The organism is Microbacterium sp. GXF0217, from assembly GCF_054798195.1.
In genome coordinates this window covers 462,648-484,062 of sequence record NZ_JBSJZG010000003.1, presented here as the reverse complement: position 1 = coordinate 484,062, position 21,415 = coordinate 462,648, and the positions used below count along the sequence as shown (strand labels likewise).

17 protein-coding genes and 1 pseudogene are annotated in these 21,415 nt (G+C 68.0%); 2 read left to right on the top strand and 16 right to left on the bottom strand.

Features of this window, described 5'->3' with window-relative positions; all coding sequences use genetic code 11:
• Positions 1 to 45: 45 nt before the first annotated feature.
• The 6 genes from ACWAT3_RS08415 to ACWAT3_RS08390 all read right to left on the bottom strand — a co-directional run bounded on the left by ACWAT3_RS08415 (position 46) and on the right by ACWAT3_RS08390 (position 7,569).
• A complete protein-coding gene (locus ACWAT3_RS08415; RefSeq protein ID WP_460797504.1) occupies positions 46 to 1,854 on the bottom strand; it encodes an ABC-F family ATP-binding cassette domain-containing protein in 1,809 nt (602 codons plus the stop codon).
• A gap of 81 nt (positions 1,855 to 1,935) precedes the next feature.
• Positions 1,936 to 3,060: a substrate-binding domain-containing protein gene (locus ACWAT3_RS08410; protein ID WP_460797503.1), complete on the bottom strand. Its 1,125-nt coding sequence runs from the start codon at positions 3,058 to 3,060 to the stop codon at positions 1,936 to 1,938.
• A 46-nt stretch (positions 3,061 to 3,106) separates the two neighbouring features.
• Positions 3,107 to 4,459, bottom strand: coding sequence for a multiple monosaccharide ABC transporter permease (gene mmsB, locus ACWAT3_RS08405; protein WP_460797500.1), 1,353 nt, complete (start codon positions 4,457 to 4,459; stop codon positions 3,107 to 3,109).
• Positions 4,456 to 5,976 (bottom strand): multiple monosaccharide ABC transporter ATP-binding protein, encoded by a 1,521-nt coding sequence (mmsA, locus tag ACWAT3_RS08400; protein WP_460797747.1) that lies wholly within the window; start codon positions 5,974 to 5,976, stop codon positions 4,456 to 4,458. Before mmsA ends, mmsB begins: the two co-directional genes overlap by 4 nt.
• Before the next feature lie 155 nt (positions 5,977 to 6,131).
• The gene (locus ACWAT3_RS08395) at positions 6,132 to 7,145 is read right to left on the bottom strand and encodes a LacI family DNA-binding transcriptional regulator (RefSeq protein ID WP_460797498.1); all 1,014 of its coding nucleotides are present in this window, start codon (positions 7,143 to 7,145) and stop codon (positions 6,132 to 6,134) included.
• 130 nt (positions 7,146 to 7,275) lie between these two features.
• Positions 7,276 to 7,569 (bottom strand): hypothetical protein, encoded by a 294-nt coding sequence (locus tag ACWAT3_RS08390; protein ID WP_460797496.1) that lies wholly within the window; start codon positions 7,567 to 7,569, stop codon positions 7,276 to 7,278.
• Between ACWAT3_RS08390 and ACWAT3_RS08385 the strand changes: the two are divergent.
• A pseudogene (locus ACWAT3_RS08385) lies at positions 7,475 to 7,768 on the top strand (ABC transporter permease subunit); the annotation flags it as partial. The gene ACWAT3_RS08390 and the pseudogene ACWAT3_RS08385 sit on opposite strands and share 95 nt — an antisense overlap.
• A gap of 48 nt (positions 7,769 to 7,816) precedes the next feature.
• Here ACWAT3_RS08385 and ACWAT3_RS08380 read toward each other — a convergent pair.
• On the bottom strand, positions 7,817 to 8,752 hold the full coding sequence (locus ACWAT3_RS08380; protein ID WP_460797495.1) for a 4-(cytidine 5'-diphospho)-2-C-methyl-D-erythritol kinase: 936 nt from the start codon (positions 8,750 to 8,752) through the stop codon (positions 7,817 to 7,819).
• A 40-nt stretch (positions 8,753 to 8,792) separates the two neighbouring features.
• Positions 8,793 to 9,653, bottom strand: coding sequence for a 16S rRNA (adenine(1518)-N(6)/adenine(1519)-N(6))-dimethyltransferase RsmA (rsmA, locus tag ACWAT3_RS08375; RefSeq protein WP_460797493.1), 861 nt, complete (start codon positions 9,651 to 9,653; stop codon positions 8,793 to 8,795).
• Between the two features lie 35 nt (positions 9,654 to 9,688).
• Here rsmA and ACWAT3_RS08370 point away from each other — a divergent pair, with 35 nt between their 5' ends.
• The gene (locus tag ACWAT3_RS08370; protein WP_460797491.1) at positions 9,689 to 10,942 is read left to right on the top strand and encodes an MFS transporter; all 1,254 of its coding nucleotides are present in this window, start codon (positions 9,689 to 9,691) and stop codon (positions 10,940 to 10,942) included.
• Positions 10,943 to 10,945: 3 nt separating this feature from the next.
• Here ACWAT3_RS08370 and ACWAT3_RS08365 read toward each other — a convergent pair whose 3' ends face one another.
• The 8 genes from ACWAT3_RS08365 to ACWAT3_RS08330 all read right to left on the bottom strand — a co-directional run bounded on the left by ACWAT3_RS08365 (position 10,946) and on the right by ACWAT3_RS08330 (position 21,351).
• Positions 10,946 to 11,830 (bottom strand): TatD family hydrolase, encoded by an 885-nt coding sequence (locus tag ACWAT3_RS08365; RefSeq protein WP_460797489.1) that lies wholly within the window; start codon positions 11,828 to 11,830, stop codon positions 10,946 to 10,948.
• Positions 11,831 to 11,875: 45 nt separating this feature from the next.
• A complete protein-coding gene (gene metG / locus ACWAT3_RS08360) occupies positions 11,876 to 13,453 on the bottom strand; it encodes a methionine--tRNA ligase (RefSeq protein ID WP_460797487.1) in 1,578 nt (525 codons plus the stop codon).
• Positions 13,454 to 13,563: 110 nt separating this feature from the next.
• Positions 13,564 to 14,739 carry a glycoside hydrolase family 1 protein gene (locus tag ACWAT3_RS08355; RefSeq protein ID WP_460797485.1) on the bottom strand — a complete coding sequence of 392 codons (1,176 nt, stop codon included), beginning with the start codon at positions 14,737 to 14,739 and terminating at the stop codon, positions 13,564 to 13,566.
• Positions 14,740 to 14,802: 63 nt separating this feature from the next.
• Positions 14,803 to 16,536 carry an ABC transporter ATP-binding protein gene (locus tag ACWAT3_RS08350; protein ID WP_460797483.1) on the bottom strand — a complete coding sequence of 578 codons (1,734 nt, stop codon included), beginning with the start codon at positions 16,534 to 16,536 and terminating at the stop codon, positions 14,803 to 14,805.
• Positions 16,533 to 17,447: an ABC transporter permease gene (locus ACWAT3_RS08345; protein ID WP_460797481.1), complete on the bottom strand. Its 915-nt coding sequence runs from the start codon at positions 17,445 to 17,447 to the stop codon at positions 16,533 to 16,535. The genes ACWAT3_RS08350 and ACWAT3_RS08345 overlap by 4 nt, the downstream gene beginning before the upstream one ends.
• Entirely contained in the window at positions 17,444 to 18,424 is a 981-nt protein-coding gene (locus ACWAT3_RS08340; RefSeq protein ID WP_460797479.1) for an ABC transporter permease, read from the bottom strand. Before ACWAT3_RS08340 ends, ACWAT3_RS08345 begins: the two co-directional genes overlap by 4 nt.
• Entirely contained in the window at positions 18,421 to 20,085 is a 1,665-nt protein-coding gene (locus tag ACWAT3_RS08335; RefSeq protein WP_460797476.1) for an ABC transporter substrate-binding protein, read from the bottom strand. Before ACWAT3_RS08335 ends, ACWAT3_RS08340 begins: the two co-directional genes overlap by 4 nt.
• Positions 20,086 to 20,241: 156 nt before the next feature.
• The gene (locus ACWAT3_RS08330) at positions 20,242 to 21,351 is read right to left on the bottom strand and encodes a LacI family DNA-binding transcriptional regulator (protein ID WP_460797474.1); all 1,110 of its coding nucleotides are present in this window, start codon (positions 21,349 to 21,351) and stop codon (positions 20,242 to 20,244) included.
• Between the last annotated feature and the right edge of the window lie 64 nt (positions 21,352 to 21,415).

Genomic DNA, 21,415 nt, shown 5'->3' with positions numbered 1-21,415 from the left:
CGATCTGTTCGGTCGGCCGAGCCGTTCGCTCAGCCGATCCGCGCGTCAGCCGATCTGTTCGGTCAGCTCGAACCAGCGCAGCTCGAGTTCTTCGATCTCGTCCTGCTGCGCCCCGATCGCCTTCATCTTCTCGCCGAGGCCGGCGTAGTCGGCCTGATCATGCTCGGCGAGGGCCTGCTTCGCGCGGTCGACCTGGTCCGTCAGCTTCTGGATGCGGCGTTCCAGCGCGGAGACCTCCTTCTGCGCGGCACGCAGCGCAGAACCGTCCAGCCCCTTCGGCGCGCCAGCCGCGGAAGACGAGGCCTTCTGCGGCTCGGCATCCTGCAGCGCACGCAGGCGCAGGTACTCGTCCACTCCCCCCGGCAGGTGCCGTAGGTGTCCCCCGAGGACCGCGTACTGCTGGTCCGTGACGCGCTCGAGGAAGTACCGGTCGTGGCTCACGACGAGCAGCGTCCCCGGCCACGAATCCAGGAGGTCCTCGATGGCTGCGAGCATGTCGGTGTCCATGTCGTTGGTCGGCTCGTCGAGGATCAGGACGTTCGGCTGGTCGAGCAGCACGAGCAGCAGCTGAAGGCGCCGCTGCTGTCCACCGGAGAGATCCTTGACCGGCGTGGAGAGCTGGGCGGTGGAGAACCCGAGCCGCTCCAGCAGCTGCCCTGGCGTGAGGTCCTGGCTCTTCGAGCCGCTCCCGAACGTGTAGTCGGTGCGCAGACCGGAGATCACCACGCGCACGGGATCGTTCCAGTGCTCGGCGAGCTCGTCGATGCGCTGCGTGAGCGTGCGCACCTGGACGGTCTTGCCGCGCTTGACCCGCCCGCTGGTCGGCTCGATCGTGCCTGCGACCAGGCCCAGCAGGGTCGACTTGCCTGCTCCGTTCACGCCGAGGATGCCGGTGCGCTCCCCCGGCGCGATGCGCCACTCGACGTCCCGCAGCACTTCGCGTGCGGGCGCGGATGCGGTCGAAGGGTAGGTCACCCCGGCATCCAGGAGGTCGACGACATCCTTGCCGAGGCGGGCGACCGCGAGCGACTGCAGCGAGACGGTGTCACGGATCTCCGGGACGTCCTCGATGAGCTGGTTCGCCGCATCGATGCGGAACTTCGGCTTGCTCGTGCGCGCGGGGGCGCCGCGGCGCAGCCACGCGAGCTCCTTGCGGGCGAGGTTCTGACGCTTCGCCTCGGATGCCGCGGCCATCCGATCGCGCTCGACGCGCTGCAGGATGTACGCGGCGTACCCGCCCTCGAAGGGCTCGACGATCCGGTCGTGGACCTCCCAGGTCTCGGTGCACACCTCGTCGAGGAACCAGCGGTCGTGCGTCACGACGAGGAACGCGCCGGAGTTCGCGGCCCAGCGCTTGTTGAGGTGGGCGGCGAGCCACGTGATCGCCTCGACGTCGAGGTGGTTGGTCGGCTCGTCCAGCGCGATGATGTCCCAGTCCTGGGCGAGCAGCGCAGCGAGGGCGACCCGACGGCGCTGGCCGCCGCTGAGGGCGTCGACCGGTGCGTTCCAGTCCAGATCCCGCAGAAGCCCGTGGATCACGTCGCGGACGCGCGCGTCGCCTGCCCATTCGTGCTCGGGGGTGTCGCCGACGACGGCCTGCGCGATCGTCTGGGTGTCGTCGAGCGTGTCTGCCTGATCGAGGACGCCGATGCGGGTGCCGGCGCGCATCGTGACGCGTCCGGCATCCGGCTCCTTGCGCCCGGCGAGCATCGCGAGCAGCGAGGACTTGCCGTCGCCGTTGCGGCCGACGATGCCGATGCGGTCGCCCTCTTCGATGCCGAGGGTGATGGAGTCGAAGACGACCTTGGTGGGGTATTCGAGGTGGAGGCCTTCGGCCCCGAGAAGATGTGCCATGTCCCTCTCAGGGTAGTCGCCGCGCATGCGAAGAGCCGCCCCGGTCACTGACCGGGGCGGCTCCTGCTGTGCGCGTCGTGCTTACTGGTACGACTCGACGATCTCGAGGAGGCTCGGCACGTTGGCGTAGGCCTCGGCGGCGTTCTCCTTCGTGACGATCACCGGGTCGAGCAGGTAGGCGGGAACGACCTTCACGCCGTTGTCGTACGACTCGGTGTCGTTGACCTCGACCTCTTCGCCGGCCTGCAGCTGCTGCACCATCTTGATGGACTGCTCGACGAGCAGGGTGGTGTCCTTGTTGATCGTGGAGTACTGGATGCCCTCCATGATCGACTTGACGGACTCGACCTCGGAGTCCTGCCCGGTCACGACCGGAACCGGCTTGCCGGCCTGCTGCACCGAGGTGATGATGGCGCGGGCGAGCGTGTCGTTCGGCGAGAGCACGCCGTCGAGAACGGTATCGCCGCTGTACGAGCCGGTGAGCAGGGTGTCCATGCGGTTCTGCGCGTTCTCGGCCAGCCAGCCCTCGGTCGCCGTCTGGGCGATCTCGGTCTGACCCGACACGACGTTGAGCGTCTCGTCGTCGATCTTCTCCTGCAGGACGCTCATCGCGCCGTCGAAGAAGACGCGCGAGTTCGCGTCATCCGGCGAGCCGGAGAACAGCTCGATGTTGTACGGCGCCTCGTGCCCCGCGCGCTCGGCCAGACCGTCGAGCAGCGCAGTGCCCTGCAGCTCGCCGACCTTGAAGTTGTCGAACGCGACGTAGTAGTCGACGGCCTCGGTGTTCTCGATGAGACGGTCGTACGCGATGACGGCTGCGCCGGCATCGTGTGCGGCCTGGACCTGCGTGGCCAGCTGCTTGCCGTCCTTCGCACCGATGATGATGACCTTCGCCCCACCGGTGACCATCGCCTGGATCTGGTTCTGCTGCTCGGCGACCGTGTTGCTGGCCGGTGCGTACTGGACGTCGGCCTTGAATCCGGCCTCTTCCAGTCCGTCCTTGAACAGCTGACCGGCGAGCACCCAGTTCTCGCTGGTCTTGTCCGGAAGCGCGACACCGATCGTGGAGCCTGCTTCGAAGCCCGTCGTGGTCTCTTCCGTGCTCGAACCTTCATCGGTTCCGCCGCCTCGCTCGGAGGAGCAGCCGGTGAGGGCGAGCGCTGCTGCGGCGACCAACGCTGTCGCCGTCACTGCCATTCTCTTCATGCGATCTCTTTCTCTGATGGTTTCTCTGGTGGTGCGGGGACCGCCGTCACTCGGACGGAGTCTCCTTCTTCCCGCTCGCGGTGCTCGCGGCGGAGGTCGGGTAGTCGGTGAGGTTCGGCGCGTCCTTCTGGTGACGCCTGCGCGTGAGGTAGCCCCACAGCGACGGACGGCCCTGCTGCTTGTTCCAGACGTCGATGCCGACGGCGAACAGGAGCACGAGACCCTTGATCATCGCCACCACGTCGGCGCCCTGGCCGAGCAGTGCGAGACCGTTGTTGAGGAAGGCCATGACCAGACCACCGATGATCGAGCCGATCACGGTGCCGATGCCGCCGGCGACGGCCGCGCCGCCGATGAACACGCTCGCGATGGCGTCCAGCTCCCAGCCGGTGCCGTCGTTCGGACCGGATGCCTGCGAGCGGGCGACGAAGATCATGCCGGCCAGTGCGGCCATCATCGACATGTTCATCATCACGAAGAAGTCGACCCAGCGGTCCTTGACGCCGGACAGGCGGGCGGCCTGGCGGTTGCCGCCGACCGCGTAGATGTGGCGGCCGAAGATCGTGTTCCTGGTGATGAACGAGTAGATGATCACGAGCGCGAGCAGGATGAGACCCGGGACGGGGAAGCTCGTGCCAGGGCGACCCGTCGCGAACATCCAGCCCGCGGCGAGCACGACGACGGACAGCAGGACGACCTTCGTGACGCTCACCCAGAGCGGCGCCATCTCCGAGCCCATCTTGTGCTGGATGCGGCGGGTGCGGATCTCCCAGAAGATGATCCAGGCGACGCCGAGCAGCGCGAGCACCATCGTGAGCACGTTGAAATCGAGCGGAACCGCGAGCTCGGGCAGGTATCCGGTGCCGATGATCTGGAAGCCCTTGGGAACCGGGATCGTCTGCGCATCGCCGATGAACTGCTGGGCGCCGCGGAAGAACAGCATCCCGGCCAGCGTCACGATGAAGGCAGGGACGCCGACGTAGGCGACCCAGAAGCCCTGCCACGCGCCGACCAGCGCGCCGACGCCCAGACCGAGCAGGATCGCGATCGGCCAGGGGAGGTTCCACTCGGCCATCGACTTCGCCACGATGATGCCGACGAAGGCGGCGACCGAGCCGACCGACAGGTCGATGTGGCCCATGATGATCACCATCACCATGCCGATGGCCAGGATCAGGATGAACGAGTACTGGTTGACGACGTTGATGAGGTTGCCGGGGGTCAGCGTGGCGCCGTCCGGGTTGCGCAACACCGTGAGGATCTCGAACAGCGCGATGATGACGATCAGGCTGCCGAGGATGCCGAACTGGCGCAGCGAGGACGTGCTGCCGCCGAACATCTTCCTGATGTCGCCGAAGTGGAAGCCCTGCTTCGGTGCGGGGGTCGTCGTGGTGCTCATGCGTTCGCCTTCTGATTCGTGGAGGTCATGCTGCGCATGAGCGCCTCCGGAGTTGCCTGGTCGCTGGGGATGCAGTCGGTGACGCGTCCCTCGAAGATCGTGTAGATGCGGTCGGAGATGCCCATCAGCTCTGGCAGCTCGCTGGAGATGACGATGACGCCCTTGCCCGCGGCTGCGAGCTCGTTGATGATCGAGTAGATCTCGTACTTCGCTCCGACGTCGATGCCGCGGGTCGGCTCGTCGAGGATCAGCAGGTCGGGGTCGGTGAACATCCACTTCGCCAGCACGACCTTCTGCTGGTTGCCGCCGGAGAGCTTGCCCACGCCCTCTTCCACCGTCGGGGTCTTGATGCGCAGCGCCTTGCGGTAGCGCTCGGCGACCGCGTACTCCTCGCGGTCGTCGACGACGCCGCGACGGGAGATCTTCGACAGCTTGGCGGACACGACAGCGCGCTTGATCGTGTCGAGCAGGTTGAGACCCAGCACCTTGCGGTCCTCGCTCACATACGCGAGGCCGTGCCTGATGGCCGCCGAGACGTCGGGGAGCTCGATCTCCTGGCCGTCCTTGAACAGCCGACCGCTGAGGAAGTTCCCGTACGAGCGCCCGAAGATGCTCATGGCGAACTCCGTGCGCCCCGCGCCCATCAGACCGGCGATGCCGACGACCTCGCCGCGGCGGACGTCGATGCTCGAGCCCTTCACGACCATGCGCTCGTTCACCGTGGGATGCTGGACCCACCAGTCCTTGACCTCGAACAGCACCTCGCCGATCTCCGGCGTTCGATCGGGATAGCGGCTCTCGAGCGACCGGCCGACCATCCCGCGGATGATGCGGTCCTCGTTGATCTCGCCCTTGGTGATGTCGAGCGTCTCGACCGTGCGGCCGTCGCGGATGATCGTGATCTCATCGGCGATCTGCTCGATCTCGTTGAGCTTGTGGCTGATGATGATCGACGCGATGCCCTTGGCCTTCAGCCCGAGGATGAGCCCCAGCAGGTGCTGCGAGTCGTTCTCGTTGAGGGCGGCGGTCGGCTCGTCGAGGATGAGCAGCTTGACGTCCTTGTTGAGCGCCTTGGCGATCTCGATGAGCTGCTGCTTGCCGACGCCGAGGTGCTTGATCGGGAGGTCGGGGTCCTCCTGGAGGCCGACGCGGGCGAGCAGCTCGGTGGCCCGGCTCTTCGCCTTCTGCCAGTCGATGGCGCCGAAGTGCGCGATCTCGTTGCCGAGGAAGATGTTCTCGGTGATCGAGAGCTCGGGGATCAGCGCGAGCTCCTGATGGATGATCGCGATGCCCGCCTGCTCGCTGGCGGCGATGTCCTTGAAGCGCTGCTCCTGCCCGTAGAGCAGGATGTCGCCGTCGTAGGTGCCGTACGGGTACACCCCCGAGAGAACCTTCATCAGGGTCGACTTGCCCGCACCGTTCTCGCCGCAGATCGCGTGGATCTCGCCGGAGCGGACGGTGATGGAGACGTTGGAGAGTGCCTTGACGCCGGGGAACTCCTTGGTGATGTCGCGCATCTCCAAGATGGGCCCTGACACGACAGGCAACGTAGCTGTGCTGCTCACGGATCTTCCTCGATACTTGACGGCCACTCCCAATGTGACCGTTCACATGAAAGACAATATTGCGCCTCCGTCGGCCCGCTGTCAAGTGGACCTCGGATTCGGACGCGCTATCGGGGCGCGCTGGACGATCTGACGCGCAGCAGCGGCTCGACGGCGCCGAACTGCGGCACGGACTCATTGCGGATCTCGGCGAGCAGGATCGCCACGGCCCTGCGCCCCAGCTCGAGGAAGTCCTGATGCACGGTGGTGAGTGGAGGCCAGACGTGCGCCGCAACCGGGATGTCGTCGAATCCGACGACGCTGACGTCGCGCGGCACGTCGAGCCCGGCATCCCGGAAGCCGTGCATCAGCCCGATCGCCATCAGATCGTTCGCCGCGAAGACGGCAGTGAAGTCCTGTCGGCGCGCGAGTTCGGTCCCGGCGAAGTATCCGAAGTCCGCGGTCCAGTCCCCTCGGATCGGCGGGATCGTCGGCAGGTCGGCGTCCCGCAAGGCGTCGAGGTATCCCCGCATCCTGGACTCCGCCTCGATCCAGTCCTGGGGGCCGGCGAGGTGCAGGATGTCGGCGTGGCCCTGGGCGATCAGGTGCTCGGTCACGCTGCGGGCGCCAGCGACCTGGTCGGCCGAGTGCGTGAAGCCGTCCGACCCGGATGCCGTCTGGAGGCTCACCAGCGGCACCCCGACCGCCATCCCCCGCAGGACGTTGAACACGCGGACCTGCGGCGCGAGTGCGACGATGCCACTGACCTGCTCTCGGCCGAGCTGGCGGATCGCCTCGCCGATCGCCTCGGGCGATGTGGTCGGGAGGTTCACGGTGCTCACCGAGTAGCCCTCGGCACGTGCGGCGTCCTCGATTCCGGCGATCGACGACGTCGGACCGAACTCGCCGATCGTGGCCGACAGGATGCCAAGCGTCGTCGTCGTGCTCGTGACGAGCGCGCGCGCGGCGAGATTCGGCCGGTAGTCGAGCACGGCGATCGCGTCCTGGACGCGCTTCTTCGTCTCGGGGCGGATGCTGGGGTGATCGTTCAGGACGCGAGACACCGTCTGGTGCGACACACCGGCCAGGCGTGCGACATCGCGGATGCTGGGCACCCGTGCACGCTCGCCTGAGGCCGCCATGGCATCGCCTCCCTTGCGTGTGCACGGTCACATCTCATCCCATTATGTCGGCAAAAACGTGCAGGGTGCTCGCCTGGCCGTCCGCGCCGGGTCTGCGCGCCGCCGATCGGGCGCAGAGCAGCCGCCGACGTCAGATGCGCGGCGCGCGGGAGACCGGGTCGTTCAGCAGCGCCCCGAAGGCGAGTTCGGCCGGGGCGATCTGCATCAGGTGCGATCGCATGTGCGCGCGCTCCAGGCGCACGGTTCGCCCCTCGGCACCGACGGGATGGATCCGCACCGCGGCCGACAGCCGCTCACGGCTCGTCGCGAGCAGCACGCCGAGGTAGCCGGGCATCGCGGCCGCGGTGTTCTCGTCGCGGTCCAATGGCGCGCAGCCCGGCATGGGCAACATGTTCGAGCTCGACGTGATCGCGGCGTGCTTCATCGGCGGCGCCTCGACGATGGGCGGCGTCGGGCGCGTCGGCGGGGCGCCCGTCGGCGGCCTGGTGATGGCCGTGATGACGAACGGCATGCAGCTGATGGGTGTGCCGCAGTCCAGCCAGCTCGTGGTGAAGGGGCTCGTGCTGCTGCTCGCGGTCGCGTTCGACATCTACAACAAGCGCCGGGCCGGCACGGTCCGCTGATGCGCAGGAGGACGGGGCCGCAGCTCTGGCTGCGGCCCCGTTCCCGTGTCAGGCGGAGAGGATGCGCGCCCCGCTCACGGGTCCGTGCACGTGCAGCGCTTCGCGCCCGTGCGCCTCGAGCTCGTCCTGGACGTAGCGGGCCGATTCCGGCGTCTCGCACAGGAAGGCGATCGTCGGTCCCGATCCGGAGACGATGCCGCTGAGCGCACCGGCACCGAGTCCCTCGCGGATGATCTCCTCGAGCACGGGGCGCTCCTCGATCGCGGGCGATTCGAGGTCGTTGTGCATGCAGGCCGCGAGCGAATGCGGGTCCCCGGCGCGCAGCGCCTGCAGCACGGGGATGGGCACGTCCAGCGACATCGGCGGGTCGTCCGCCAGTGCCTCGCCGCGGGCGCGCTGCTCGTCGAGACGCTGGTAGATGACCGGCGTGGAGAGGCCCTCGTCGCTCGTCACGAGCACCCAGTCGAAGCGCCCGCGCGCCAGCGCAGGGTTGAGCTGGTCGCCTCGTCCTGTGCCGACCGCCGTCCCGCCGTGCAGCGCGAACGGCACGTCGGCGCCGAGGCGGCTCGCCAGCTCGTGCAGACGCGCGGGGGTGAGCCCGGTGCCCCAGAGCGCGTCGCACGCGAGGAGCGTCGCCGCGGCATCCGCGGATCCCCCGCCCATGCCGCCGGCGACCGGAACGCTCTTGCGCAGCTCGAGCGCGACGCCGCCGTCGTACCCGGTGGCCGAGGCGAGCAGCTTGGCCGCGCGCATCGCGAGATTGCGATCGTCCAGCGGAACGGATGCCGGGTCGGCCGCCCCCTTCACCACGATCGAGAAGTCGTCGGAGGGGCGTGCGATCACGTCCTCGTAGAGCGAGACCGCCTGGAACACCGTGGCCAGGGCGTGGTACCCGTCGTCGTGCCGGTCGCCCACGCCGAGGTAGACGTTGATCTTGCCCGGTGCTCGCACGTGGACGGCGTCCGGAAACGGCAGCAGGGTCATCTCAGGTTCCTCTCGGCGCGGCTGGTCGGCAACGCGGCGATCACGACTCCAGGCTAGCCGCCTGCGCCTGCGCGATCCTGACGAAGTCGTCGATGGTCAGTTGCTCGCCGCGGGCCGTCGGCGCCACCCCGGCGCGCTCCAGCACAGCGGATGCTTCGGCCGACGATCCTCCGAACACACCGGCGAGGGCCTGCCGCAGCATCTTGCGGCGCTGCTGGAACGCGGCATCGACGATCCGGAAGGTCGCCAGCCGGAGGGCTTCATCGCCGCGGGAGTCGGCGGAACGCTCGAATGCGACGAGCACGCTGTCGACGTTCGGCACAGGCCAGAAGACCTGACGTGAGATCGTGCCGGCCAGTCGCCACGGTCCGTACCAGGCGGCTTTCACGCTGGGGGTGCCGTACGCCTTGCTGCCCGGAGGCGCCGCCAGGCGCTCGCCGACCTCGGCCTGCACCATCACGACGCCGCGCTGCAAGTTCGGGAACGTCTCCATGAAGTGCAGCAGCACCGGAACGGAGACGTTGTACGGCAGATTGGCGACGAGCACGGTCGGGTCGCCGGGGAGCTCCGTGACGCGGAGCGCGTCGGCGTCCACGACCGTGAGCGCGTCCGCAGGGACGCCGTGCTCGGATGCCGTCTGCGGCAGTCGGGCGGCGAGCCGGTGATCGATCTCCACCGCGGTCACCGAGGCGCCGGCTTCGAGGATCGCGAGCGTCAGCGATCCGAGCCCCGGGCCGACCTCGACGACCCGCTCCCCCGGTTGCACGCCGCCGGCCTGCACGATCTTGCGGACGGTGTTGGCATCGACGACGAAGTTCTGCCCGAGCTTCTTCGTGGGGGTCACGTCGAGGTCTGCGGCAAGCCTGCGGATCTCGGTCGCACCGAGCAGAGTGACGGTCATCCTCCCATTCTCCCCCACGTCGGTACTCTGGACGGATGCCCTCCCTCGGTGACCTCGTCGCGCCTCGCCGGATGGGCCGGGACTTCCGCTGGCTGCTGGCGTCGTCGTGGACCAGCAACATCGGCGACGGCGTGGCGCTCGCTGCGGCGCCGCTGCTGATCGCGTCCATGACGTCCTCTCCCATCCTCGTCGCGGCCGGCGCCGTACTGCAGTTCTTGCCCTGGCTGATCTTCGGTCTGCATGCCGGTGCCATCGCCGACCGGTTCGACCGCCGTCGGCTCGTCATGTTCGCGAACGCGGCGCGGGCGATCGTGCTCGCCGCCCTGTGCGTGTTCCTCGTCACGGGCACAGCGAACATCTGGATCGTGCTGGCCGTCGCCTTCCTGTACGGCACCGCCGAGGTCTTCGTCGACACCGCGGGGAGCACGCTGCTGCCGATGATCGTGAAAACCGCCGACCTGGGAATCGGCAACGCCCGCCTCCAGGCGGGGTACCTCGTCGCGAACCAGTTCGCCGGCCCGCCGCTGGGCGCGTTCCTGTTCGCCGCGGGGACCGCGTGGCCGTTCCTGGTCGAGGTGCTGTGCGTCACGCTCGCGATCGTGCTCATATCGCGGATGGCGCGTACTCCAGCGCCTCCGCGCGAGGAGCACGCACCGGTGCACACGGACATCGCTCAGGGCCTCAGGTGGCTGTGGCGCAACCCGCCGGTGCGCACGCTCGTGCTCATCATCCTCGTGTTCAACGTCACGTGGGCGGCACCCTGGGGCATCCTCGTGCTGTACGCGACCGAGCACTTGAACATGGGCGCTGTCGGCTACGGCGCGCTGACCACGGCATCCGCCGCCGGAGGCCTGCTGGCGACGCTCAGCTTCGGATGGCTGGAGAAGCGGATCTCGTTCGCGACCCTGATGCGGGTGTGCCTGTCGCTCGAGGGGATCATGCATCTCGCCTTCGCGCTCACCACCACAGGGTGGGTGGCGCTGGCGATCATGGCCGGGTTCGGGTTCTACGCGTTCATCTGGGGCACGATCTCGACCACGGTGCGCCAGCGGCTCGTGCCGAAGGAGCTGCAGGGCCGGATCGCCTCGGTGAACATGGTCGGCGTCTTCGGCGGCATGGTGCTCGGCAACGCGCTCGGCGGTGTGATCGCCCAGATCTGGGGGCTGACGGCGCCTTGGTGGTTCGCCTTCGTCGGGGCCGCGATCACGCTGCTGCTGGTGTGGAAGCCGATCTCGCACATCGTCAGCGCGAAGCCGGCGGACGACACGGAGGCCGAGCAGGTCGCGTGAGCGTCAGTCCCCGAAGGCGCCGTACACCGCGATGGTGTTCGCGGCCAGCTGCGCGCTGAGCTCATCGACCTCGAGGCCGAGCTCTGCAGCCATGAAGCGCACGGTGATCGGCACGAGGTACGGCGCGTTGGGACGCCCGCGCAGCGGCACGGGCGTGAGGAACGGCGCGTCCGTCTCGACGAGGATCCGATCGAGCGGTGCGGCCTTCAGCGCGTCGCGCAGGTTCTGCGCGTTCTTGAACGTGACGTTGCCGGCGAAGGAGAGGTAGTACCCGGCATCCGCCGCGATGCGCGCCATCGCGTCGTCGCCCGAGAAGCAGTGGAACACGGTCCTATCCGGCGCGCCGACGCGGGTCAGCGTGTCGAGCACCGCGTCGTGCGCTTCGCGATCGTGGATCTGCATCGCGATGCCGTGGTTCTTCGCGAGTGCGATGTGCGCCTCGAAGCTCTCGAACTGCGCGGGTCTTCCTTCCTCGTCCGTGCGGAAGAAGTCGAGACCGGTCTCGCCGATGGCCCGCGTGCGCGGATGCGCGGCGAGCTCGTCCATCACGGTGAGCGCCTCGTCGAGCCGGCCGGCGGCCGCGTAGGTCGGCGCGTCGTTCGGGTGGATCGCGACGGCGGCGAGGACCCGGTGGTCCTGCTCAGCCGCCGCGACGGCCCAGCGCGAGGATTCGATGTCGCCTGATGCCTGCACGACGCCGGCGATGCCGACGGCCTCGGCACGATCGAGCTGCTCCGTGAGACTCAGCGGGTCATCGCCGTCGACGATCTCGAGATGTGCATGGTTGTCGTACACCGGCACGGTCAGCGGATCCGGCGCCGCCGGGTACCGCAGATCCTTTCGACCGCTCGTCGAGCGCTCACGGACGTAGGTTTCGGGCTCGCTCATGCGTTTCGACTCCTCGCTGCGCGCGTCGCTCGACTCGCGCTGACGTCAGGCCTGCGACTCCACGCGCGGGAACAACGGGGCCAGCCCGTTGACGCTGGCGCCCGGCTTCAGGATGCCCCAGGCACCGGCTTCGCGGATCGGCTGGTCCTGCAGCCGGCCGATGCTCTCGGCCGCGCCCAGCGCGATCCACAGCTTCTCGGTGGACTGCGGCATGACCGGCGAGAGCAGCACCGCCAGCGCGCGCAGACCCTCGGCGCACGTGTACAGCACGGTGCCGAGGCGCGAACGCTGATCCTCGTCACGGGCGAGCGCCCACGGCTCATTCTCGGTGATGTAGCCGTTCAGCGCATCGACGATCGTCCAGATCGACTTGATCGCCTCGTCGATGCGGAACTGCTCGATCGCGGCATCCGCTTCGGACGCGGCATCCGCCACGATCTTCTGGATCGCCAGATCCGCCTCGGTGTACTCTCCGGCCGGAGGCACGATGCGCTCGAAGTAACGCTCGATCATCGCCACCGTCCGGGAGGCGAGGTTGCCGAAGCCGTTCGCGAGCTCGGCCTGGTAGCGGGCGGACAGGTCCTCCCAGCTGAACGAGCCGTCCTGACCGAACGCGATCGCGGACAGGAAGTAGAACCGGTAGGCATCGGAGCCGAAGACGTCCGTGATCTCGGTCGGCGCGATGCCGGTGAGCTTGGACTTGGACATCTTCTCGCCGCCCACGAGCAGCCAGCCGTGCGCGAAGACGCCCTTGGGCACCTCGAGCCCTGCGGCCATGAGGAGCGCCGGCCAGATGACGGCGTGGAAGCGCAGGATGTCTTTGCCGACCACGTGGTACGCCGGCCAACGGCGCTCGAACTGCACCTCGTCCGCGCCGTAGCCGACCGCGGTGGCGTAGTTGAGCAGCGCATCCACCCACACGTAGATGACGTGCGACTCGTCCCACGGCAGCGGGATGCCCCAGTCGAACGTCGACCGCGAGATCGAGAGGTCCTTCAGCCCCTGGCTCACGAAAGAGACGACCTCATTGCGCGCCGAATGCGGGCGCACGAAGTCGGGCTCGGTCTTGTAGAGCTCGAGCAGGCGATCCTGGAACTCGCTGAGCTTGAAGAAGTAGTTCTTCTCCTGCAGCAGCTCGAGCGGCTTCGAGTGGATCGCGCAGACCTTGAGGCCTTCGAACGGCCCAGTGCCGTCGACGATCTCGGACTCCGGCTTGAACTCCTCGCAGCCGACGCAGTACAGCGCCTCGTACTCGCCCGCGTAGATGTAACCGGCGTCGTACAGACGCTGGAAGAACACCTGCACGTTGGTCTCGTGGCGCTCCTGCGTGGTGCGGATGAAGTCGTCGTTCGCGACATCCAGCGTGTTCAGCAGCGGGAACCAGCTCTCGGTGACGAGCTTGTCGACCCATTCCTGCGGCGTGACGCTGTTCGCCGCAGCGGCGCGCAGCATCTTCTGCCCGTGCTCGTCCGTGCCGGTGAGCATCCAGGTGTCATCACCCGACTGGCGGTGCCAGCGCGCGAGCGTGTCGACCGCCACCGACGTGTACCCGTGCCCGATGTGCGGCACATCGGAAGGGTAGTAGATGGGCGTGGTGATGTAGAAGGATTCGCCTGCGGGCATGGGGTCAATTCTATGTGCGTGCGGCGCGGGGTTACGCGCTCCGGGGAAGGCAGGGCGCAGGGATGCCGCTTCGCTCGCAGAGCGGGTCCGCGGCATCCCTGCACGCTGCGTCAGACGGAGAGGCCGTTGCGGCGCGCGACCTCGCCGAGCCAGGCGAGGCTGGGCTTGGGGCGGCGCTCGAACGTCTCCTTGTCGAACCCGATCAGACCGAAGGTCGGCGCATAGCCGCTCGCCCACTCGTAGTTGTCCAGCGCACTCCAGTGCTGATAGGCGCGCACGTCGATGCCGTCCGAGATGGCCCTGTGCAGCCCCTCCAGGGCGCCCCGCGTATACGCGATGCGCCGGGTGTCGTCGCCGGTGGCGATGCCGTTCTCCGTGACGAGGATCGGCACTCCCCCGCTCAGCTCCCACGCGCTGCGCACGCCGAGCTCGAGCGCCTCGGGGAAGAACTCCCAGCCGGTGAGCGTCGTCTCGACGTCGGCGGAGACCGGCTGCGGGCCCTCCGGCCCGATGAACGTGCGCGTATAGGCCTGCACTCCGACGAAGTCGTCGCCGGCTGACTGCTCCAGATACCAGAAATCACGCGGATGGCCGTACTCGTGCAGCATCTCGTCCGCACCCGGTTCGCCGGTCGAATGGAAGGCCTGCGTCGCGATCGTCCACCCCGCCTGCGCGCCGGGGACCGTGTGCACGAGGTCGGCAGCGCGGCGGTGCGCCGCGAGCAGCGTGTCGGCCACAGCCAGATCCGGGTTGGGGAGGCCGTAGGCGACGAGATTCGCCGCGTCCTCTCCGCCGGCGAGCATGGCCGCGATGTTGGGCTCGTTGATCGTGCACACGTACTTCACGCCGTCGAGGATCGGCAGAACCGTCTCGACATATCGGCCGAAGAGGTCGACGGCATCCGACGCGCGCCAGAAGCCGTCCCGCTGGAACCACTCGGGCACGGTGAAGTGGATGAGGGTGACGGTCGGATCCAGACCGAGCTCGCGCGCGGTGTCGATCATGCGGCGGTAGTGATCGATCATCGCCCTCGAGACGAAGCCGCGCTCCGGCTCGATGCGCGCCCACTCCAGCGAGAACCGGTACGAGTTCAGACCCGCATCCGCGAGCAGGCGCATGTCCTCCGGATACCGATGGAAGTGATCGGCGGCATCACCGGACGGTTCCACCATGGGCGAACCGGGAGCGTGCTCCATGGTCCACCAGTTGCTGGTCGTGTTGTTCCCCTCCACCTGGTGGGCCGCTGTCGCGGCTCCCCAGAGGAAGCCGTCGGGGAAGGTGAGCACAGGTGCTCCTCTCGTCAAAGGGTGGTCGAATCGCGGGGTGGTCGAATCGCGGGCTGCGCCGCGTCAGCGGGCTGCGCGCGCTGGATTGGGCACGGCATCCAGAAGCTGGACGGTGTAGGGATCCTCGGGATGCTGCAGCACGGTCGCTGTCTCGCCGCGCTCGACCACGCGGCCGCTGTTGAGGACGAGGATGTTCTCGGTGACCAGTCGCGCGCTGAGGAGGTCGTGCGTGATGTACAGCATGCTGATGCCCCAGCGCTCGCGGAGGTCTTCGAGCAGGGCGAGGACCCCGGCGCGCAACGACACGTCGAGCATCGAGACCGGCTCGTCGGCGATGAGCACCTGCGGGTCGCTCGCGAGGGCGCGGGCGATCACGACGCGCTGGCGCTGACCACCGGAGAGCTGATGCGGCAGCTTGGCCGCGAACTGCTCGACCGGCGTCAGTCCGACCGTCTCGAGAAGTTCCAGGACGCGCGCCCTGGCCTCGAGGCCGCGCAACCGGGTGTAGTTGCGGATCGGTCGGCTGAGCGTGTACTCGACGGTATGCAGCGGATTCAGCGCGGAGTAGGGGTCCTGGAACACCATCTGGACGTCCTTGCGCAGATCCCGCAGACCGCCGCGGCGCAGGGACGCGACATCCACGTCGCCGAAGCGCACGGACCCTGCGGTCGGCTTCTCGACGCCCGTGATGAGCTTCGCGATCGTCGACTTTCCCGAACCGGAGGCACCGACGAGCGCGAGCGCCTCCCCCGGCTCCAGCCGGAACGACACGTCGTCGACGGCGGTGACCGCGTCCTGTCCGCGTCGCGGAGCCGGATAGAGCTTCGAGACGCCCTCGAGCACGATCGCGGCATCCGCCCTGCGCTCGTCTCGCTCTGAGACGGTCGGCAGCGTGTCTGTCAGTTCCGCGCGGGAGGTCCCCTCGCGGCGCCGGGTGCCGAGGTCGACGAAGCCGGGGATCGAGAGCGACTCCGCCCGCGGGTCCGCATAATGACTGAGCAGCATCCGGGTGTACTCGTCCTGCGGACGCTCCAGGATGTCGCGACTCGGTGCGTCCTCGACGATGCGCCCCTCGTGCATCACCATGACGCGATCGGTCGCCTCCAGGACGATGCCGAGGTCGTGGCTGATGAGGATCGCCGTGAACTGCTCGGCGCGCTGCAGCTCCTGAATCGTCTCCATCACCGCGTGCTGGACGAGCACGTCGAGCGCGGTCGTCGGCTCGTCGAACACCATGAGCTGCGGCTCCAGTGACAGCGCGATCGCGATCGACGCGCGCTGACGCATCCCACCGGAGAGCTCGCCGGGATAGCGGTCGAGCACCTCGGGTCGGAGCCCGACCTTTCCGACCAGGTCGCGAGCGCGCTGTTCGCGGTCGTTCGAGGAGATGTGGCCGTGCGCGGCGAAGACGTCGAAGAAATGGTTCCGCACGGTGCGCACCGGATTGAGCGCGTTCATGCCGGACTGCAGCACCATGGCGAAGCCGCCCTGCCGCTGGCGGCGCAGTTCCTCGGCATCCAGACCACGGATGTCGCGGCCTCCGAACAGGATCCGCCCGCCGCTGATGCGCGCCGGCGGCTTCTGCAGACGCGTCAGCGCGAAGCCGAGCGTCGATTTGCCCGAGCCCGACTCGCCGACGAGTCCGACGAACTCGCCTCGGCGCAGCGTGAAGGACACGTCCTCGACGGCTGAGACGGGAGTCGTTCCCGGCGAGGCGTATTCGACGGACAGGCCCTGGACCTCGAGCAGGACGTCCTGTGCGTCCGCGGATGCGGCGGCATCGATCGTCGGGTTCATCGTCCCTTCCCTTCCCGCAGGCGCGGATTCGATATGCCGTCCACGCCGAAGTTGATGAGTGTGAGACTCAGCGCGAGCAGGGCGATGCAGAGTCCGGGAGCGAACAGCAGCAGCCACTGCCCCGTGAGCAGAGAGTTCGAGTTCTGCGCCCAGTAGAGCATCGTGCCCCAGCTGACGATGCTCGAGTCGCCGAGCCCGAGGAACTCGAGGCCCGCCTCGGCGAGGATCGCCGCCGTCGCCGCGCCGAACAGCGTTCCGGCGATGATCGACGTCATGTTCGGGAGGATCTCGCGGAAGATGATGCGAGCAGAGCTGTCGCCGGAGAACTGCGCCGAGGCGACGAAGTCGTTGCCCCGCAGCGACTGCGTCTGGCTGCGGAGCACCCGCGCACCCCACGCCCACCCCGTGACCACGATCACGGCGATGATCATGAGGATGCCGCCGTTCTGAAGGTACGCGGCGATGACGATCATGAGCGGCAGACCGGGGATGACGAGGAACAGGTTGACGAAGAAGCCGACCGTCTCGCTGGCGATGCCGCGCAGGTAGCCCCAGCTCAGTCCGATGAGCACGGCGACGATCGTGGAGAGGATGCCGGCGGCGAAGCCGACCAGCAGGCTGACCTGCGCACCGTGGATGAGCTGGCTCAGCACATCCTCGCCGGCTGCCGTGGTGCCGAGCCAGTGCTCCGGGCTCGCCCCGGCGTTGCGCTCGAAGCCGTTCTCCTTCGGATCGTAGGGAGCGAGCCACGGGGCGAACACGGCGACGAGGACGAACAGGCCGAGCAGGCACAATCCGATCCGCGCCTTGCCGTTCCCCCAGAGGGTCCCGACCATGCGCCCGAGGGCGCGCCATCTGCTGGGCGCCGCGATGCGGGAGGAGGGCACTTTGACGTTCATCGTGGAGGTCATCGGCGGGTCCTTGGGTCCAGCACGCCGTACAGGATGTCGACGAGGAAGTTGGCGATGAGCACGCTGACCGTGATCATCAGGAAGAGCGCCTGCATGAGCGGATAGTCCTGTCCGATCACGGCGTTGAACAGCAGGTACCCGATGCCCGGATAGCCGAACACCTGCTCGACGAGGATCGATCCTCCGACCACGCCGCCGAGCGTGAGCCCGAAGCCGGTGAGGTTGGGCAGGATCGCGTTGCGGGCGGCGTAGCGCAGTGCGATGGTACGCCCGCGCAGGCCGTTGGCCTCGGCGAACGTGACGTAGTCCTCACCCAGTGTGTTGATCATCGCGTTGCGCATGCCGATGATCCAGCCGCCGAGAGATGTCAGCAGGATCGTCAGCGCCGGCAGAGCCGCGTGCTGGATGAGGTCGACGAGGAATTCGAGCGTGAAGCCGGGTGTCGTCGTCGCCGAGTAGGCCCCCGTCGTGGGGAACCAGTGCAGCACGTAGCCCAGGAAGAACAGCAGCAGCAGCGCCGTCCAGAAGTACGGGAACGTGCTGAGGAAGGACCCGGTCAGTGTCGGGAGCGAGTCCATCCACGTGCCGCGACGCCACGCGGCCGCGACGCCGATGAGCGTGCCGATCACGAACGCCAGCACCGTGACGACGCCCACCAGGACGAGCGTGTACGGCAAGGCCGTGGACACCATGCTCGCGACGGTCTGCGGGTAGAAGGTGTACGAGACGCCGAAGTCGAGTCTGGCGACCTGACCGAGGTACGTCACGTACTGGTCCCACAGCGATCCGGTCGGGACTCCGAGCTGCGCTTCGATGGCCGCTCGCGTCGCCTCCGAGACCGGCCCGTTCTGAGCGAGCTTGGCGATCGCGGCATCCGCAGGGGATCCGGGCATCATCCTCGGGAGGAAGAAGTTCAGCGTGACCGCCGCCCAGAGCGTGAGGGCGAAGAGGCCGAGTTTCTGGAACGCGTACTTCACTGGTCCTCTCCCTTCACGCGCTCGAGCCGCGGGAAGATCCCGAGCGGCGCCGAGTCGTAGTTCTGCGGGATCATGTAGGGGTCTTCCTCGGAGGGCCAGCCGGTGAATTTCGCGTCGCTGAAGAGCCCCCAGATGCCGCCGTAATAGAGGCCGATCACCGGCAGCTCGTCGTAGACGATGTTCTGCAGCTCGCGCACGATCTCGTCCTGCCTGTCCGGATCCACGGTCGATCGGAACTCGGCCAGAAGGGTGTCGGCCTCGTCGGAGCGATAGCGCTGGAAGTTGTTCGACGTCGTCTCGCCTGCCGGGACGTAGAAGTCGCTCGAGAGCAGACTGTTGAACGCCTGGTAGACGTCGCCGTTGCCCATGCCTCCGATCGCCATTTCGAAGTCGCCGTTCCCGATCGCGCTCTGATAGCCGGCGGGCTGCGGGAGGTTCAGCGTCACCTTCACGCCGACGTCGGCGAGCTGGCGCTGCACGGCCTGCGCCGCCCTGGTCCAGTCGGAGTAGCCGTTCGCCGTCGTGAGGGCGAACTCGAGCTGCGCGCCGTCCTGGTCGACCAGCTCGTCGCCCTGCAGCGTGTAGCCGGATTCGGCGAACGCCTCCAGCGCGGCATCCTGATCCTGGGAGATCATGCCCTGGTCGGGGATCGCTGGGTCGAGATACTGCTCCTGGTTGGGCAGGATGAGTCCGGTCTGCCCTGCCGGTTCCATGTAGCCCTCGGATGCCGTCTCGGCGATCTCCTCCCGGTCCAGCGCGAGCGCGATGCCGCGGCGGACGTTCACATCGTCGAACGGAGCGACCTCGAGGTTCGGGACGAGCGAGATCACGCCTCCCGGCGGGAACCACCAGTTGTTGTCCGGACTGGCCGCACCCCACGTGCCCTCGACATCGGAGATGAAGGAGTACGCCCAGTCGTAACCGCGCGTGACGGTGTCGAGCTGCGAGTTCGTGGCCGGAAGGATGACGTGCTCGATCTCGATCGAGTCCGCCTGCCAGTAATCCGGGTTCTTGTCCATGGAGTACTGCTGGTCGTTGTAGTTGCCCAGGACGAACGGGCCGGTGCCGACCGGATCCTCGTTGCGCCAGGTGCCTGGGTCCTCGACGTCCTCCCAGAGATGTTCGGGAACGATCATCGTCTGTCCGATGATCGAGAGGGACGGAGCGTCCTCGCTCTTCAGATGGAAGACGATGTCCTCCCCGTCGACCTCGACGCTCGACAGGTGCTGCCAGGCGCCCTTGATGTCGAGCGAGGGGTTGTCCTCGAGCAGATCGAACGTGAACGCGACGTCGTCAGGGGTGAGGCTCTCGCCATCGCTCCAGTCGACGTCGTCGCGGATCGTCATGACGATCGTGCGGGCGTCCGGCTGCGACCATTCGCTGGACAGCCACGGGATGCGCTCGCCGTCGAGCGGGTTGATGAGGATCAGCGGCTCGTAGATCCACCTGGCCGCCGTGCGGGTGTTGGTGAGATACGGGTTGAAGTTCCGCGTGAAGAACGGGTTGCCGTGATCCGCGTTGATGAGCATCGTGTCGTCGCCGATCGACGGATCGGGCTGAGAGGTGATCTGGATGCTGCAACCGCTGAGTGCGATCGCGGCCGCTGTCAGGCCGACGACTGCGGCCCTTCTCCAGCGCTGGAACCTGCGCTTCTTCGCCACCCTGGAACCTCATGTCGTCTCTGTCATGACGGGCATCCCCCGTCGGAATGCCCCCGCGGTGCATGACCGCTGCTGCGATTGTAAGCGCATACATTTTGGGATCGCAACCCCTTGACCTTCGATCACCCGCTCGGACGGACGCTCGGACGGACGCGATCAGGGGCGCCGCAGCGAACTCTCGCGCAGCGCGATCGTCAGCGGCAGGCGCACGAACATCGGGTCGGCATCCGGCTGCTCGAGCCGGCGGGCGAGCACCTGAACGGATGCCCTGCCGAGGTCGATCATCGGCTGGCGGATCGTCGTCAGCCGCGGGACGGAGAGCGCGGCAGCGTCGATCCCGTCGAACCCGGTGACGAGCAGATCGTCCGGCACGTGTACTCCGGCGGAACGGAACGAATCGAGGGCGCCCAGCGCCATCTGGTCGTTGGCCGACATCAGCGCCGCCGGCAGATCGCCGGACAGCAGCTCCGCAGCGGCTCGTCGCCCTGACGCCCGCGTGAAGTCGCCCCGCAGGACGGTGACGTCCTCGATCGCGATCCCGGCGTCCGCGATGGCCGAGGCGAAGCCCTGCCACCGCTGCGCGCCGTCGGGAGAGTCCTCCGGACCGGCCAGGAAAGCAGGCGGCCGCCCGTCCGTCTGCGCCAGCACGTGACGGGTGAGCTCCGCCATCGCCTCGACGTTGTTGACCGTGACGTGGTCGTAGCGGTCGCCGCGCGGAGGCCCCGCGAGCACCACGACCGGGATGCGGCGGGCGAGGCGGGCGAGGACGTCGTCCGGCACGCTGCGCGCGAGCACCACGAGGCCGTCCACGCGCCCGGCCATGTCGCGCACGGTGGCCCGATCCGGGTCGTCGCGGCCGACGCCGATCATGAGCACGAAGCCCTGCTTCCAGGCTTCGAGCTCCGCTCCGCGCAGCACGTCGTCGAGGAACAGGTTCGACGGGTGGTGTTCGCCGGGCGCCGCGTCGTCGTCGACGACCGTGAACGGCCGGGCGTCTGCTCTCCCCGCGGAGAGCACATCGAGTGCCGGCGCCTCCTCAGCCGCGTCGAAACCGGGGAAGTACAGCCCGAGGACACCAGTGCGCCGCTCCGCGAGTCCGCGGGCGCTGCCGCTGGGGACGTAGCCGAGCGCCGCGACCGCATCCAGGACGCGATCGCGGGTGACGGGCCGCACGGCATCCGGGGTGCGCAGCACGCGGGAGACGGTCGCGATCGACACGCCAGCGCGCTCGGCGACGTCGTAGACCGTCGCTGCCTTCGTCACCATGAGATCCCTTCGCCCCGGGCTGTCCACCAGGGTACCCAGGTCGATTGCTGCGCGATGACGCCGC

Coding starts and splice junctions, on each gene's coding strand:
- ACWAT3_RS08330 (WP_460797474.1), bottom strand. CDS start 21,351: ATGGTGACGAAGGCAGCGACGGTCTACGACGTCGCCGAGCGCGCTGGC.
- ACWAT3_RS08370 (WP_460797491.1), top strand. CDS start 9,689: ATGCCCTCCCTCGGTGACCTCGTCGCGCCTCGCCGGATGGGCCGGGAC.
- rsmA (WP_460797493.1), bottom strand. CDS start 9,653: ATGACCGTCACTCTGCTCGGTGCGACCGAGATCCGCAGGCTTGCCGCA.
- mmsB (WP_460797500.1), bottom strand. CDS start 4,459: ATGAGCACCACGACGACCCCCGCACCGAAGCAGGGCTTCCACTTCGGC.
- ACWAT3_RS08350 (WP_460797483.1), bottom strand. CDS start 16,536: ATGAACCCGACGATCGATGCCGCCGCATCCGCGGACGCACAGGACGTC.
- ACWAT3_RS08395 (WP_460797498.1), bottom strand. CDS start 7,145: ATGGCGGCCTCAGGCGAGCGTGCACGGGTGCCCAGCATCCGCGATGTC.
- mmsA (WP_460797747.1), bottom strand. CDS start 5,976: ATGCGCGACATCACCAAGGAGTTCCCCGGCGTCAAGGCACTCTCCAAC.
- ACWAT3_RS08410 (WP_460797503.1), bottom strand. CDS start 3,060: ATGAAGAGAATGGCAGTGACGGCGACAGCGTTGGTCGCCGCAGCAGCG.
- ACWAT3_RS08390 (WP_460797496.1), bottom strand. CDS start 7,569: ATGAAGCACGCCGCGATCACGTCGAGCTCGAACATGTTGCCCATGCCG.
- ACWAT3_RS08365 (WP_460797489.1), bottom strand. CDS start 11,830: ATGAGCGAGCCCGAAACCTACGTCCGTGAGCGCTCGACGAGCGGTCGA.
- ACWAT3_RS08345 (WP_460797481.1), bottom strand. CDS start 17,447: ATGACCTCCACGATGAACGTCAAAGTGCCCTCCTCCCGCATCGCGGCG.
- metG (WP_460797487.1), bottom strand. CDS start 13,453: ATGCCCGCAGGCGAATCCTTCTACATCACCACGCCCATCTACTACCCT.
- ACWAT3_RS08380 (WP_460797495.1), bottom strand. CDS start 8,752: ATGACCCTGCTGCCGTTTCCGGACGCCGTCCACGTGCGAGCACCGGGC.
- ACWAT3_RS08415 (WP_460797504.1), bottom strand. CDS start 1,854: ATGGCACATCTTCTCGGGGCCGAAGGCCTCCACCTCGAATACCCCACC.